This window comes from Streptomyces sp. NBC_00454, from assembly GCF_041434015.1.
Classification (GTDB): domain Bacteria; phylum Actinomycetota; class Actinomycetes; order Streptomycetales; family Streptomycetaceae; genus Streptomyces.
The window spans coordinates 2105585-2118331 of record NZ_CP107907.1 but is presented as its reverse complement, the minus strand read 5'-3'; the positions used below and the strand labels follow the sequence as shown (position 1 = coordinate 2118331).

11 protein-coding genes and 1 riboswitch are annotated in these 12747 nt (G+C 67.8%); of the genes, 9 read left to right on the top strand and 2 right to left on the bottom strand.

All coding sequences use genetic code 11. From position 1 onward, the window contains the following. Positions 1 to 13: 13 nt before the first annotated feature. Positions 14 to 1396 carry a cysteine desulfurase/sulfurtransferase TusA family protein gene (locus OHU74_RS09835; protein WP_371615528.1) on the bottom strand — a complete coding sequence of 461 codons (1383 nt, stop codon included), beginning with the start codon at positions 1394 to 1396 and terminating at the stop codon, positions 14 to 16. Between the two features lie 294 nt (positions 1397 to 1690). Here OHU74_RS09835 and coxB point away from each other — a divergent pair, with 294 nt between their 5' ends. From coxB to OHU74_RS09815, 4 genes are all read left to right on the top strand, one after another. Beyond that, a complete protein-coding gene (gene coxB / locus OHU74_RS09830) occupies positions 1691 to 2665 on the top strand; it encodes a cytochrome c oxidase subunit II (protein WP_330296045.1) in 975 nt (324 codons plus the stop codon). Then, positions 2662 to 4392: a cytochrome c oxidase subunit I gene (ctaD, locus tag OHU74_RS09825; RefSeq protein WP_330296044.1), complete on the top strand. Its 1731-nt coding sequence runs from the start codon at positions 2662 to 2664 to the stop codon at positions 4390 to 4392. Before coxB ends, ctaD begins: the two co-directional genes overlap by 4 nt. Then, positions 4389 to 4787: a cytochrome c oxidase subunit 4 gene (locus tag OHU74_RS09820; protein WP_330296043.1), complete on the top strand. Its 399-nt coding sequence runs from the start codon at positions 4389 to 4391 to the stop codon at positions 4785 to 4787. Before ctaD ends, OHU74_RS09820 begins: the two co-directional genes overlap by 4 nt. Positions 4788 to 4931: 144 nt before the next feature. Beyond that, positions 4932 to 6176, top strand: coding sequence for an Ig-like domain-containing protein (locus OHU74_RS09815; RefSeq protein ID WP_371615527.1), 1245 nt, complete (start codon positions 4932 to 4934; stop codon positions 6174 to 6176). 150 nt (positions 6177 to 6326) lie between these two features. On the opposite strand, the gene OHU74_RS09810 is transcribed toward OHU74_RS09815, so the two are convergent. After that, positions 6327 to 6728: a hypothetical protein gene (locus OHU74_RS09810; protein ID WP_330296041.1), complete on the bottom strand. Its 402-nt coding sequence runs from the start codon at positions 6726 to 6728 to the stop codon at positions 6327 to 6329. A 200-nt stretch (positions 6729 to 6928) separates the two neighbouring features. Here OHU74_RS09810 and OHU74_RS09805 point away from each other — a divergent pair, with 200 nt between their 5' ends. The 5 genes from OHU74_RS09805 to trpD all read left to right on the top strand — a co-directional run bounded on the left by OHU74_RS09805 (position 6929) and on the right by trpD (position 12367). Next, positions 6929 to 7549 (top strand): heme-copper oxidase subunit III, encoded by a 621-nt coding sequence (locus OHU74_RS09805; protein WP_330296040.1) that lies wholly within the window; start codon positions 6929 to 6931, stop codon positions 7547 to 7549. Between the two features lie 74 nt (positions 7550 to 7623). After that, on the top strand, positions 7624 to 8433 hold the full coding sequence (locus tag OHU74_RS09800; protein WP_371615526.1) for a c-type cytochrome: 810 nt from the start codon (positions 7624 to 7626) through the stop codon (positions 8431 to 8433). Further along, on the top strand, positions 8430 to 9488 hold the full coding sequence (locus tag OHU74_RS09795) for a Rieske 2Fe-2S domain-containing protein (RefSeq protein WP_371615525.1): 1059 nt from the start codon (positions 8430 to 8432) through the stop codon (positions 9486 to 9488). The genes OHU74_RS09800 and OHU74_RS09795 overlap by 4 nt, the downstream gene beginning before the upstream one ends. Continuing rightward, positions 9485 to 11113 (top strand): cytochrome bc complex cytochrome b subunit, encoded by a 1629-nt coding sequence (locus tag OHU74_RS09790; protein ID WP_371615524.1) that lies wholly within the window; start codon positions 9485 to 9487, stop codon positions 11111 to 11113. The genes OHU74_RS09795 and OHU74_RS09790 overlap by 4 nt, the downstream gene beginning before the upstream one ends. Positions 11114 to 11302: 189 nt before the next feature. Further along, positions 11303 to 12367 carry an anthranilate phosphoribosyltransferase gene (gene trpD / locus OHU74_RS09785; protein ID WP_371615523.1) on the top strand — a complete coding sequence of 355 codons (1065 nt, stop codon included), beginning with the start codon at positions 11303 to 11305 and terminating at the stop codon, positions 12365 to 12367. A gap of 91 nt (positions 12368 to 12458) precedes the next feature. Further along, positions 12459 to 12575: riboswitch (SAM riboswitch) on the top strand. The last annotated feature ends 172 nt before the right edge of the window (positions 12576 to 12747 follow it).

The window sequence follows — 12747 nt, the reverse complement described above, 5'->3', positions numbered from 1 at the left end:
GCCCACCACCCGCTCAGACGGCCCGCCGCACCGTGTACGCGACCCCCTCCGGCCGAGGCGCTTCGCCCACGTACACCTGCCCCCGCATCACGCACCACGCCGGGATGTCCAGCCGCGCGACCTCGTCGTCCGACAGCACCGTCACCGTGCCCCCCACCGGCACCCGCCCGATCGCCCGCCCCAGTTCGATGACCGGCTGCGGGCACCGCAGGCCGAGGGTGTCCAGTTCGAGGGATTCGGCCTCCGGCTCGGGGGAGGGGAGGGAGCCCCCCACGCCCAGGCGTTCGCGGACCCCCGCCACCACCCCCGGCAGCAGTTCCAGGAAGCCGTTGACCTCCGCGGCCGTGGTGCCCGTCGGCAGGGAGACCCGTACGTTCCCCTCCGACAGGACGCCCATCGCGCGCAGCACATGGGACGGAGTCAGCGTCGAGCTGGTGCACGAGGAGCCTGAGGAGACGGAGTAGTCCGCCCGGTCCAACTCGTGGAGCAGGGTCTCGCCGTCGACGTAGAGGCAGGAGAAGGTGACCAGATGGGGGAGGCGCAGGTCGGGGTGGCCCACCACCTCCACGTCGGGGACCAGCCGGGCCACCCGCCGCCGCAGCCGGTCGACCAGGGTCCGCAGCCGGGCTGCCTCCGCGTCGGCCTCAGCGCGCACCGCCCGCAGGGAGGCCGCCGCGGCGACGACCGCCGGGAGGTTGACGAAACCGGGGGAGCGGCCGGACTCCCGCTCGTCGGAGGGGTGTTGGGGAGAGAACCGGACGCCCTTGCGGACCGCCAGCAGGCCGACTCCGGGCGGGCCGCCCCATTTGTGGGCGCTCGCGCACAGGACGGACCAGCCCGCGGCGACCGGTCCCCAGCCCAGTGACTGGGCCGCGTCCACGAGCAGCGGCACGCCGGCCGCGCCGCAGAGTTCGGCGACCTCCACCACCGGCTGGACCGTGCCCACCTCGTGGTTGGCCGACTGGAGGCAGGCCAGTGCGGTGTCGGGGCGCACGAAGTCCCCGTAGGCGGCGGGGTCGACCCGGCCGAACCGGTCCACCGGGACCTCGCTGACGGTGCCGCCGCGCGCGGCGTGCGACTCCGCCGCGTGCAGGACGGAGCTGTGTTCCACCGCTGATACGACCAGATGCCCGCCGACGCGCCGGCGTCCCGCGAGTACCCCCGCCATGCCGGAGTGAACCGCGTGCGTCCCCGAAGGAGTGAACACGAGCTCGTCGGGACGGCATCCCACGGAATCCGCCGCGGCCTCCCGGGCCGCGTCCAGCAGCAGCCTGGCCCGCCGGCCTTCGCGGTAGAGCCGGGCCGGGTCGGCCCAGCCCTCGTCGAGGGAGGCCTGGAGCGCTTGGCGGGCCACGGGGTGCAGCGGGGCGGCGGACGCGGTGTCGAAGTACGGCATCCGGTCACGCTAACCGCCCGCCCCGCCGGCGTGGCATCCGCCCGAGGTCAGGGGCCGTCAGATGTCTTCCGGAGGCCGCCATTCGGGGTCGGTTGGGCCGTCCCCCGTACGGCGGATCCATCCCTTCGGGGTCAGTAACGGCGCGTTGGGCACCCTCCCCGCGCGACCCCAAATAGCGTCCAGTAGGGTTTGGTCCGCATAAACATCCAAACCCCTGCCTGCGTCAGGGCCGGCGACCGACCCGAATACGGCCGCGGCCGGCCGCGCGGGCCGAGACTCTCGGGAAGGCGCTACGTGAGTCCCTACGGCTCCGACCGCTCGCCGCGGCGCCCGATGCGGCGGAAGCTGCTGCAGGCGCTGACTGCGGGCGCGGTTCTGGCGACCGCCACTGGTTGCTCGTACACCTGGAAAGACTTCCCCCGCCTCGGAATGCCCACCCCGGTCACGGAGGAGGCGCCTCGCATCCTCTCCCTGTGGCAGGGCTCCTGGGCGGCCGCTCTCATTACGGGCATCCTGGTGTGGGGCCTGATCATGTGGAGCGTCATCTTCCACCGGCGCAGCCGGACGAAGATCGAGGTCCCCGCGCAGACCCGGTACAACATGCCCATCGAGGCGCTGTACACCGTGGTCCCGCTCATCATCGTCTCGGTGCTGTTCTACTTCACCGCGCGCGATGAATCGAAGCTGCTCTCCCTCTCCGCCAAGCCGGCTCACACGATCAACGTGATCGGCTACCAGTGGAGCTGGGGCTTCAACTACGTCGAGAACGTCGACGGCGACGCGGCGACCCCGAAGGCGGGCGAGGTTCCGAAGGAACTCGCCGCCATCCCGGACCGCTACACCAAGGACTTCCCCGCGGGCGCCGAGGGCGTCTACACCAAGGGCGTCCCCGGAGACCGGAACCCGGACACCAACAACCCGGGTCCGACCCTCTGGCTGCCCAAGGGCGAGAAGGTCCGCTTCATCCTGTCGTCGAACGACGTCATCCACTCCTTCTGGGTGGTCCCCTTCCTGTTCAAGCAGGACGTCATCCCGGGCCACACCAACGTCTTCGAGGTCACTCCGACCCAAGAAGGCACCTTCATGGGCAAGTGCGCCGAGCTCTGCGGCGTCGACCACTCCCGGATGCTCTTCAACGTCAAGGTGGTCTCCCCGGAGGCGTACAAGGCGCACCTGAAGGAGCTCGCGGAGAAGGGTCAGACCGGCTACCTCCCGGCCGGCATCAAGCAGACCGACCCGGCCCGGAATGCGGAAGTGAACAAACTGTGAGCATCCTCAACGAATCTCAGGGTGCCGCCGCCGACTCGTACGAGAACGAGCTGCCGGTGCGGCGCAAGCAGCCGGGCAACGTGGTCGTGAAGTGGATGACCACGACCGACCACAAGACCATCGGCACGATGTACCTGGTCACGTCGTTCGTGTTCTTCATCATCGGCGGGATCATGGCGCTCTTCATGCGCGCCGAGCTGGCCCGTCCGGGCACGCAGATCATGTCGAACGAGCAGTTCAACCAGGCGTTCACCATGCATGGCACGATCATGCTGCTGATGTTCGCCACCCCGCTGTTCGCGGGCTTCGCCAACTGGATCATGCCGCTGCAGATCGGCGCGCCCGACGTGGCGTTCCCGCGGCTGAACATGTTCGCGTACTGGCTGTACCTCTTCGGCTCGACCATCGCGGTGGCCGGCTTCGTCACCCCCTCGGGTGCCGCCGACTTCGGCTGGTTCGCCTACTCCCCGCTGTCGGACGCCGTCCGCTCGCCGGGCATCGGCGCCGACATGTGGATCATGGGTCTGGCCTTCTCCGGCTTCGGCACGATCCTCGGTTCGGTCAACTTCATCACCACGATCATCTGCATGCGCGCCCCCGGCATGACGATGTTCCGCATGCCGATCTTCACCTGGAACGTGCTGCTGACCGGTGTTCTGGTCCTGCTCGCCTTCCCGGTGCTGGCCGCCGCGCTCTTCGCGCTGGAGGCCGACCGGAAGTTCGGTGCGCATGTGTTCGATGCGGCAAATGGCGGCGCCCTACTGTGGCAACACCTCTTCTGGTTCTTCGGACACCCAGAGGTGTACATCATCGCGCTGCCGTTCTTCGGAATCATTTCCGAAGTGATCCCGGTCTTCTCGCGCAAGCCGATGTTCGGTTACATCGGTCTGATCGCCGCGACGATCTCGATCGCCGGCCTCTCGGTGACCGTGTGGGCCCACCACATGTACGTCACCGGCGGTGTGCTGCTGCCGTTCTTCTCCTTCATGACCTTCCTGATCGCGGTACCGACCGGTGTGAAGTTCTTCAACTGGATCGGCACCATGTGGAAGGGCTCGCTGTCCTTCGAGACCCCGATGCTCTGGGCCGTCGGCTTCCTGATCACCTTCACCTTCGGTGGTCTGACCGGCGTCATCCTGGCCTCGCCCCCGATGGACTTCCACGTCTCCGACTCGTACTTCGTCGTCGCGCACTTCCACTACGTCATCTTCGGCACCGTGGTCTTCGCGATGTTCTCCGGCTTCCACTTCTGGTGGCCGAAGTTCACGGGCAAGATGCTGGACGAGCGCCTCGGCAAGATCACCTTCTGGACGCTGTTCATCGGCTTCCACGGCACCTTCCTGGTGCAGCACTGGCTGGGCGTCGAGGGCATGCCGCGTCGTTACGCGGACTACCTCGCGGCCGACGGCTTCACCGCGCTGAACACCATCTCCACGATCAGCTCGTTCCTGCTGGGCCTGTCGATGCTGCCCTTCATGTACAACGTCTGGAAGACGGCGAAGTACGGCAAGAAGGTCGAGGTCGACGACCCGTGGGGTTACGGCCGTTCGCTCGAGTGGGCGACCTCCTGCCCGCCGCCGCGGCACAACTTCCTCACCCTGCCGCGGATCCGCAGTGAATCCCCGGCGTTCGACCTGCACCACCCGGAGATCGCGGCCCTCGACCACCTCGCGGACCACGACGCCGGTACCAAGGCAGTCACCGGCGGCAAGGAGGCCGGCAAGTGAAGATCCAGGGCAAGATGTTCCTCTGGCTCTCCTTCTTCATCCTGATCATGGCCGTCGTGTACGGCGTGTGGTCGAAGGAGCCCGTCGGTACCACCGCTCTCTTCCTGGCCTTCGGCCTGAGCGTCATGATCGGCTACTACCTGGCCTTCACGGCCAAGCGCGTGGACGAGATGGCCCAGGACAACCTGGAGGCCGACGTCGCCGACGAGGCGGGCGAGCTGGGGTTCTTCGCCCCGCACAGCTGGCAGCCGCTCTCGCTGGCCATCGGTGGCGCGCTCGCATTCAGCGGCGTCATCTTCGGCTGGTGGCTCATGTACTTCTCGGCGCCGGTCATCCTCGTCGGCCTGTGGGGCTGGGTCTACGAGTACTACCGCGGCGAGAACCAGAACCAGTAGCCGTACCCGCGTCACCGCCACCGCTTCAGGTGGCGCCCGCAGCCTGAGACCTGGGGCCCGGACACCTCTAACGGAGGAGTCCGGGCCCCTCGTTTGCAGTCACCCCGCGCGCCGTAATTGTCATATCTTCATAGCGTTGACTCCATGAACCACTCACCGCGTCTTTGGACGGTAATCGGCTGCTCCCTGCTGGTCGCGTCCCTCGGGGCCGGCGCCACCGCATGCGGGTCCGGCGACAAGAACCCGCTGTCTGCCCGCCCCTACGACGCGGGAGACCAAGTCGCCTTCAACCAGGCCTCCGGCAGCCGTCCCGTCGACCCCGAACGGCCCCTGGAGGTCACCGCCAAGAGCGGCGGCCGGATCACCGACGTGAGCGCCGTGGACACCCACGGCCGCCGTCTGGCGGGCGAGCTGTCCGCCGCGGGGGACCGCTGGCACAGCACCGTCCCGATGGCCGCAGGCGTCCGCTACACCGTCAACGTGAGCACCGAGGACGAACACGGCGCCCCGGGCCAGCGCACGATGTCCTTCGACACCACCCCGGCCAAGAAGGTCCTCAAGGTCGAATTCGGCCCGGAGGAGGGCAAGTACGGCGTCGGACAGCCCCTCACGGCCGAACTCAACGAACCCGTCAAGGACAAGGCCGCCCGCGCGATCATCGAGCGGGGCCTGATCGTCGACGCCCCGCCGGACGCCGAGGGCGCCTGGTACTGGGTGGACGACAAGAAGCTCCACTACCGGCCCAAGGACTACTGGCCGGCCAACACCACCGTGTCCGTCCGGAGCAACCTGGAGGGCATCAAGATCGCCGATGACCTCCACGGGGCCGCCAGCAAGCCGCTGAAGCTGGAGATCGGGGACCGCGTCGAGGTCACCACGGACGCCTCCTCGCACTACCTCACGTTCAAGCGCAACGGAGAAGTGATCAACACCATTCCGGTGACCACCGGAAAGCCGGGCTTCTCCACCCGAAACGGCGTCAAGGTGGTCCTCGGCAAGCAGTACTACGTCCAGATGCGCGGCGACACGGTCGGCATCGGCGGCAGCGAGTACTACAACCTGCCCGTCTACTACGCGACTCGCGTCACCTGGAGTGGTGAATACGTCCACGCCGCTCCGTGGTCCGTCGGCTCCCAGGGCTACGAGAACGTCAGCCACGGCTGCACCGGCATGAGCACGGGCAACGCCGCCTGGTTCTACGAGAACATCAGCGAGGGCGACATCGTCCGGGTCATCAACAGCATCGGCGACGACATGGACACCTTCGGCAACGGCTACGGCGACTGGAACATGGACTGGAAGGAGTGGCGCCAGGGCAGCGCCCTCCTCAAGGGCACCCAGGAAGGCCGCAGCCCCATCGACAAGGACCGGCTGCGCCCGCAGGTGTAACCACCGGGGCGACAGGGCCTGTAGCGCCCCTGCCGGGGCACGGGAGTCCGTACGGGCTCCCGTGCCCCGGTATGCGTCCGTACGGGCCGTTGTGGGGCCCGTAGGGGCCCTGCGGGCGGATCTACGGGCCCGCGGGGCCCAACCGGCAGGTCAGGCCGCCGGGGAGAGCCGTGTGCGCAGCAGACCCGCCAGGGCCTCCGCGAAGCCCACCGGATCCACCGGAAGGGTGACGGCGGCGTCCGCGCGGCTCCACGTGGCCAGCCAGGCGTCCTGCGGACGGCCCATCAGGAGCAGTACGGGAGGGCACCGGAAGATCTCGTCCTTGATCTGCCGGCAGACGCCCATGCCCCCGGCCGGGGCCGCCTCGCCGTCCAACACGCACACGTCGATGCCACCCGCGTCCAGTTGGCTCAGGACGGCCGGGAGCGTGGCGCACTCGAGGAACTCCACCGGCGGCAGGTCGGAGGCCGGCCTGCGCCCGGCCGCCAGCCGCACCTGCTCCCGGGTGCCCGCGTCGTCGCTGTAGACCAGAACCCGCGCAGTCGCCCGCATTTCGTTCCTCCACGTGTCCCGTGAAAAACGCTGATGTTGCGCGGGATGCTACTCCGTCCGACCCGGTGTCAACATCGGTTCGCACAGGCTCGTGATCAGTCGTGCGCGGGCCCGTCTGATGGGCCGTTCGGGCCTTGCACACGGCCCTGACACTCCGAACGGCACCCCCCGGGGTGAGGGCGGGATAAGGGACCGACATAATGTCGGTCGTGGCGACAGCAACGACAGTAGATACCGGGCACGCGCACCCGACGGTCAACAGGCCGAACCTCGTCAGCGTGGGAACCATCATCTGGTTGAGTTCCGAGCTGATGTTCTTCGCGGCCCTCTTCGCGATGTACTTCACCCTGCGATCCGTGATGGGTCCCGAGCATTGGGCGGAGCAGGCTTCAAACCTGAACCTGCCCTTCTCGGCGACGAACACCACGATCCTGGTGCTGTCTTCGCTCACCTGCCAGCTCGGCGTATTCGCAGCCGAGCGCGGTGACGTGAAGAAGCTCAGGACATGGTTCATCATCACGTTCGTCATGGGTGCGATCTTCATTGGCGGCCAGGTGTTCGAGTACACCGAGCTGGTCAAGCACGAGGGCATCTCCCTCTCGTCGGACCCCTACGGATCGGTGTTCTACCTGACCACCGGTTTCCACGGTCTGCACGTGACGGGCGGTCTCATCGCCTTCCTGCTGGTCCTCGGCCGGACGTACGCGGCCAAGAGGTTCACCCACGAACAGGCCACGTCGGCCATCGTCGTGTCCTACTACTGGCACTTCGTCGATGTCGTCTGGATCGGCCTCTTCGCGACGATCTACCTGATCAAGTAGCGAACACGCCGGGCCCGAGCCCGGCACTCCATCCAGAAACACCGACGCAGAAGATCCTGACACCGGGGTAATCCGTGAAAAAGCTCTCCGCACGACGACGCCATCCGCTGGCGGCGGTCGTCGTTCTACTCTTCGCGCTAGCGGCCACTGGGGGGCTGTACGCCGTCTTCGCGCCCACGGGCACTGCGAAGGCCGACGAAACCGCCCAGTCCCTCGCCATCGTGGAGGGTCAGAAGCTCTACGCCGTCAGCTGTGCAAGCTGCCACGGAACCGGCGGTCAGGGTTCCTCTGACGGCCCGAGCCTGGTCGGCGTCGGCTCCGCGGCCGTCGACTTCCAGGTGAGCACGGGCCGCATGCCCGCCCAGCAGCCCGGCGCCCAGGTGCCGAAGAAGCCCGTCGTCTTCAACCAGGCGCAGACCGACCAGCTGGCCGCGTACATCGCGTCCCTCGGTGCCGGTCCGATCACGCCGACCGAGAAGCAGTACGACCCGGCGGGCGCCGACATCGCCAGGGGTGGTGAGCTGTTCCGCAACAACTGCGCGCAGTGTCACAACTTCACCGGCGAGGGCGGCGCGCTGACGAACGGCAAGTACGCCCCGAACCTCGAGGGCGTCGAGCCGAAGCACATCTACGAGGCCATGCTCACCGGCCCGCAGAACATGCCCTCCTTCCCGGACAGCACGATGCCGGAGAAGCAGAAGAAGGACATCATCGCGTACCTCCAGAACGTGAACGGCGAGAAGTCGACCAGCCCGGGTGGGCTCAAGCTCGGTGGCCTCGGCCCCGTCTCCGAGGGTCTCTTCGGCTGGATCTTCGGTCTGGGTGCGCTGATCGCTGTCGCCGTCTGGGTCGCGGCCCACACCGCTAAGGCCAAGAAGTCATGAGTAGCCAAGACATTCCCGAAGAGAAGCACCTGCCGAGCGAGCAGGGCGACGCGCACCACGGTGGCGTGGCAGTGGCGGACGACCCGTTCGCCGACCCGGGCCTCCCGGTCCACCGCCCGCGCATCCAGGACATCGACGAGCGGGCCGCCAAGCGGTCCGAGCGCACGGTGGCCATGCTGTTCACCCTGTCGATGCTGGCCACGGTGGCGTTCATCGCCTCGTTCGTGTCCATCCCCGTCGACAAGATCGTCTTCATCTTCCCCATCGGGAAGGTGAGCGCGCTCAACTTCGCCCTGGGCATGACCCTCGGTACCGCGCTCTTCAGCATCGGCGCGGGCGCGGTCCACTGGGCCCGCACCCTGATGTCCGATGTCGAGGTCGCCGCCGAGCGTCACGAGATCGCGGCCCCGGCCGAGGTCAAGGCGCAGGTCATGCAGGACTTCGCGGACGGCGCGCGCGAGTCGGCCATCGGCCGCCGCCCGCTGATCCGCAACACGATGTTCGGTGCGCTGGCCCTGCTGCCGCTCTCCGCCGTCGTGATCCTGCGCGACCTGGGCACGCTGCCCGAGGACAAGCTGCGCAAGACGCTGTGGGCCAAGGGCAAGCTGCTGGTCAACGACAACACGAACCAGCCGCTGCGTCCCGAGGACCTGCTCGTCGGCTCGCTGACCTTCGCCCGGCCGGAAGGCCTGGAAGAGGACCAGCACGACTTCCAGACGCAGATCGCCAAGGCCGCCCTGATGATCGTCCGCATCAAGCCGGAGGACATCAAGGACAAGCAGGAGCTGGAGTGGTCCCACGAGGGAATCGTGGCCTACTCCAAGATCTGCACCCACGTCGGCTGCCCGATCAGCCTGTACGAGCAGCAGACGCACCACGTGCTCTGCCCGTGCCACCAGTCCACCTTCGACCTCTCCGACGGCGCCCGAGTCATCTTCGGCCCGGCTGGTCACGCGCTCCCGCAGCTGCGGATCGGCGTCAATGACGAAGGTTTCCTCGAGGCGCTCGGCGACTTCGAAGAGCCCGTCGGTCCTGCATTCTGGGAGCGCGGATGAGCACTGCGACCGACACTAAAGAGCGCAAGGCCCCGGCCGGCGAACGCGTAGCCGACTGGGCCGACGGCCGGCTGGGCATCTACAGCCTCGCCAAGGCCAACATGCGCAAGATCTTCCCGGACCACTGGTCCTTCATGCTCGGTGAGATCTGCCTCTACAGCTTCATCATCCTCATCCTCACGGGTGTGTACCTGACGCTGTTCTTCCACCCGAGCATGAACGAGGTCGTCTACCACGGCTCGTACGTGCCGATGCAGGGCGTCCAGATGTCGGAGGCGTTCAAGTCGACGCTCGACATCAGCTTCGACGTCCGCGGCGGTCTGCTCATCCGGCAGATCCACCACTGGTCGGCGCTGATCTTCGTCGCGGCGATGCTCGTGCACATGATGCGCGTCTTCTTCACGGGCGCCTTCCGCAAGCCGCGCGAGGTCAACTGGATCTTCGGCTTCCTGCTGCTGGTCCTCGGCATGTTCACCGGTTTCACCGGTTACTCCCTGCCGGACGACCTGCTCTCGGGCACGGGTGTCCGCTTCATGGAGGGCGCGATGCTGTCCGTGCCGGTCGTCGGCACGTACCTCTCGTTCTTCCTCTTCGGCGGCGAGTTCCCGGGCGGCGACTTCGTCTCCCGGTTCTACTCGGTCCACATCCTGCTGCTGCCCGGCATCATGATGGGCCTGCTGGTGGCCCACCTGATCCTGGTCTTCTACCACAAGCACACCCAGTTCGCGGGCCCCGGCAAGACGGAGAAGAACGTCGTCGGCATGCCGCTGCTCCCGGTCTACATGGCCAAGGCCGGAGGCTTCTTCTTCCTGGTCTTCGGTGTCATCGCGGCCATCGCGGCGATCGCCTCGATCAACCCGATCTGGGCGCTCGGCCCGTACCGCCCGGACCACGTGTCCACCGGTGCGCAGCCCGACTGGTACATGGGCTTCTCCGAGGGTCTGATCCGTGCCATGCCCGGCTGGGAGATCAACCTGTGGGGCCACACCCTCGTCCTGGGTGTGTTCGTCCCGCTGATGATCTTCCCGATGGTCCTGGTCGTCATCGCGGTCTACCCGTTCATCGAGTCCTGGGTCACCGGGGACAAGCGCGAGCACCACATCCTGGACCGCCCGCGCAACGTCCCGACCCGTACGGGCTTCGGCGTGGCCTGGCTGACGTGGTACGTCGTCCTGCTGATCGCCGGTGGAAACGACATGTTCGCGCAGTACTTCCACCTGTCGATCAACTCGATCACCTGGTTCGCCCGGATCGCGTTCTTCGTGGGCCCGGTCGTCGCGTTCATCATCACCAAGCGGATCTGCCTCGGCCTCCAGCGCCGGGACCGGGACAAGGTGCTGCACGGTCGCGAGACCGGCATCATCAAGCGCCTGCCGCACGGTGAGTTCGTCGAGATCCACGAGCCGCTCTCGCAGGGCAAGCTCCACACCCTCACCTCGTACGACCAGTACCAGCCGGCCGAGATCGGCCCGACGGTCGACGAGAACGGTGTCGAGCGCAAGGTGGGGCGCATCGAGAAGCTCCGCGCGAAGCTCAGCAAGGGCTACTACGGAGAGAACAACCAGATTCCGAAGCCCTCGGCCGAGGAGTACAAGGAGATCCAGAGCGGCCACGGCCACCACTGATCTCCTGCGCCACTGCTTGTCGTCTGTTTGTCAGATCGCTTGAGGGACTGATTCCGGTCAGTCCTGGTGTCGCCACAGCGGGAGCCCCGTCCAGTGTCTGGGACGGGGCTCTTTGCCGTCTCCCGGGCTGGATAGGCTGAGCCCTTCCCACTCGATGTGGAAACCGATGACCAGTAGCAGGAGCGGACCATGAACCTGGTGACCCCGGCGGGCGGCGACAGCATGGCGGCCCGTGGCTGGCCGGGCGTTCTCGACGCACTGCTGACCGGCCGGGACCTCAGCGCCGACGACACGGCCTGGGCCATGGACCGGATCATGCGCGGAGAGGCCACCGACGCCCAGATCGCCGGCTTCGCGGTCGCGCTGCGGGCCAAGGGGGAGACGGTCGCGGAGATCAACGGCCTGGTCCGGGCCATGTACGCGCACGCCAACCTGATCGAGGTGCCGGGCCGGACGGTGGACATCGTCGGCACCGGCGGCGACGGCGCGAAGACGGTCAACATCTCGACGATGTCCGCGATCGTCGTGGCCGGAACGGGCGCCAAGGTGGTCAAGCACGGCAACCGGGCCGCGTCCTCCGCGAGCGGGTCCTCGGACGTCCTGGAGAAGCTGGGCGTCAACCTCGACCTCACCCCGGCGCGGGTCGTCGAGGTCGCCGAGGAGGCCGGGATCACCTTCTGCTTCGCGGTCAAGTTCCACCCGGCGCTGCGGCACGTGGCCGCGGCCCGCAAGGAGCTCGGCATCCGGACCACCTTCAACTTCCTCGGTCCACTGACCAACCCCGCGAAGGTCCGGGCGCAGGCCACCGGCGTGGCCGACGCCCGGATGGCCCCGATCGTGGCGGGCGTCCTGGCGGAGCGCGGCTCCTCGGCGCTGGTCTTCCGCGGCGACGACGGCCTCGACGAACTCACCACCACGGCGACCTCCCGGGTGTGGTGGGTCCGCGACGGCCGGTCGGTGGAGCAGTCCTTCGACCCGCGCGACATCGGCATCCCGCTGGTGGACGTCTCCGCGCTCGCGGGCGCCGACGCCTCCTTCAACGCGGACGTAGCCCGCCGCCTGCTGGCCGGCGAGACCGGCCCGGTCCGCGATGCCGTGCTCCTGAACTCGGCCGCGGCCCTGGTCGCGCTGGACCCGGGTACGGGGACGCTGGAGGAGCAGCTCGCCGCGGGCGTGGCCCGTGCGGCCGAGGCCATCGACTCGGGCGCGGCCCGGGCGGCGCTGGAGCGCTGGGTGGCGGCCAGCAACGCGTAACGCGTCAGTCGATCCCTTTCGGCCACGACCCCGGTCCACCATGCGGACCGGGGTCTTGCGTTCGAGGGATCTTGTGGCAGGATCATCGGCAGGTCACGAGTGACAGCGTTTTGGCCCCGGCTCGCTGTCCGGCAACCCTCCTTCCGTGGCGGGGTGCCCCGGGTGATGACCAGGTCGTAGGCAGTGAGGTCTACGGCAAGCGCGGATCCCTCGACACCAGGGATCCTGGTCTCGATCGAGGAGCTTTTTCCGTGAGCAAGCGAATGCGATAGGGCGCTTCCGCCCCTTCTTCAACCCTCGGAACAGGGTCGCTTCCGCGTACCCGGAACTTCCGAGGCACTTCCCGTACCCCGGACGGCCGCAGCGTCGTACCCCCGTAC

Coding starts and splice junctions, on each gene's coding strand:
- OHU74_RS09835 (WP_371615528.1), bottom strand. CDS start 1,396: ATGCCGTACTTCGACACCGCGTCCGCCGCCCCGCTGCACCCCGTGGCC.
- OHU74_RS09815 (WP_371615527.1), top strand. CDS start 4,932: ATGAACCACTCACCGCGTCTTTGGACGGTAATCGGCTGCTCCCTGCTG.
- OHU74_RS09810 (WP_330296041.1), bottom strand. CDS start 6,728: ATGCGGGCGACTGCGCGGGTTCTGGTCTACAGCGACGACGCGGGCACC.
- OHU74_RS09805 (WP_330296040.1), top strand. CDS start 6,929: ATGTCGGTCGTGGCGACAGCAACGACAGTAGATACCGGGCACGCGCAC.
- OHU74_RS09795 (WP_371615525.1), top strand. CDS start 8,430: ATGAGTAGCCAAGACATTCCCGAAGAGAAGCACCTGCCGAGCGAGCAG.
- OHU74_RS09790 (WP_371615524.1), top strand. CDS start 9,485: ATGAGCACTGCGACCGACACTAAAGAGCGCAAGGCCCCGGCCGGCGAA.
- trpD (WP_371615523.1), top strand. CDS start 11,303: ATGAACCTGGTGACCCCGGCGGGCGGCGACAGCATGGCGGCCCGTGGC.